The sequence below is a fragment of the Kitasatospora sp. NPDC127060 genome, assembly GCF_042724935.1.
Classification (GTDB): Bacteria; Actinomycetota; Actinomycetes; order Streptomycetales; family Streptomycetaceae; genus Kitasatospora.
Window position 1 is genome coordinate 1 of record NZ_JBHXEG010000202.1, and the last position, 1,119, is coordinate 1,119.

The following is a 1,119-nucleotide window of genomic DNA, read 5'->3' on the forward strand; positions in this document are numbered from 1 at the left end:
CCGGGTGATGCGGGTGGTGCGACCGCGGTCACGGCGTCGGCGATCGGGAATCAGGTGCACCTGAACATCATCGGTTCGGATGGTCAACTCTGGTCCACGGACGGTGATTACGGGGCCGGGTCGTGGTCGGGTAAGTGGGCGCCGTTGGGCGGGTCCGGGCTGAAGTCGCTGACCAGCACGGTCGTCGGCAACACCATGCAGCTGTTCACGACCGGCTCGAACGGCCGGGTCTACACGATGGGCGCGGACTACACCGCCGGTCGGTGGAGCGGCGCCTGGGTCGACGTCCCCGGCGACGCGGTCGCGTCCACGAGCTGATCAGCGTTCAGGCAGGTCCGGTCCACGCCGACCGGGCCTGCCCCTGGCCCCGGCTCGGCGCCGATGTGGCCCCGAGCGCATCGACACGGTGCACCGAAACCTCTGCATGCCTTCTGGAAAGGGCAGTTGCTCCGATGAAGAACCGCCTCCGTACGATTCTCCCCGCCCTCGCGACCGCGGCCGCCCTGGTCGTACCCGCGGTCGTGGCCTCCTCCCCGGCCTATGCCGCGCTGCCGGACCGGACTTGTGGGACCGTAACCGACGCCGACTCCACGACCGCGGTCGGCCTCAACAAGGTGTTGACCGGGAAGCTGGCCAACGCGATGACCGCCTACCGGATGTCCTGCGCACGGGCGATAGTCGACACCGTCCGCTCCCGGAACCTGCCCGACCGGGCCGCCGTCATCGCGGTCACCACCGCCATCGTGGAGTCCGAGCTGCGCAACAACCCGAACGTGCTCGACCACACCAGCGTCGGGTTGTTCCAGCAGCAGACCTGGTGGGGCTCGTACGACCAGCGGCTCGACCCGGCCTACGCCACCAACAAGTTCCTCGACGCGATGCTCAGCGCCTACCCCAACGGCTCGTGGCAGGACCAGCCCATCGGTGTCGTCTGCCAGAAGGTCCAGGTCTCGGCCTTCCCCGACGCTTACCAGCCCCAGGCCGCCGACGCCCAGCGCATCGTCGACGCCCTGTCGGCGACGGCGCCGTCGGCTCCGGGTTCGATGGTCACGGCGTCGGCGATCGGCAATCAGGTGCATCTGAACATCGTGGGTTCGGATGGGCAGTTGTGGTCGACGG

General features: G+C 68.9%; 2 pseudogenes. Both read left to right on the forward strand.

Annotation, left to right across the window (positions count from 1 at the left end):
• Positions 1–318, forward strand: a pseudogene (locus ACFWIS_RS40715) (hypothetical protein); the annotation flags it as partial.
• 134 nt (positions 319–452) lie between these two features.
• Positions 453–1,119: pseudogene (locus tag ACFWIS_RS40720) on the forward strand (hypothetical protein); the annotation flags it as partial.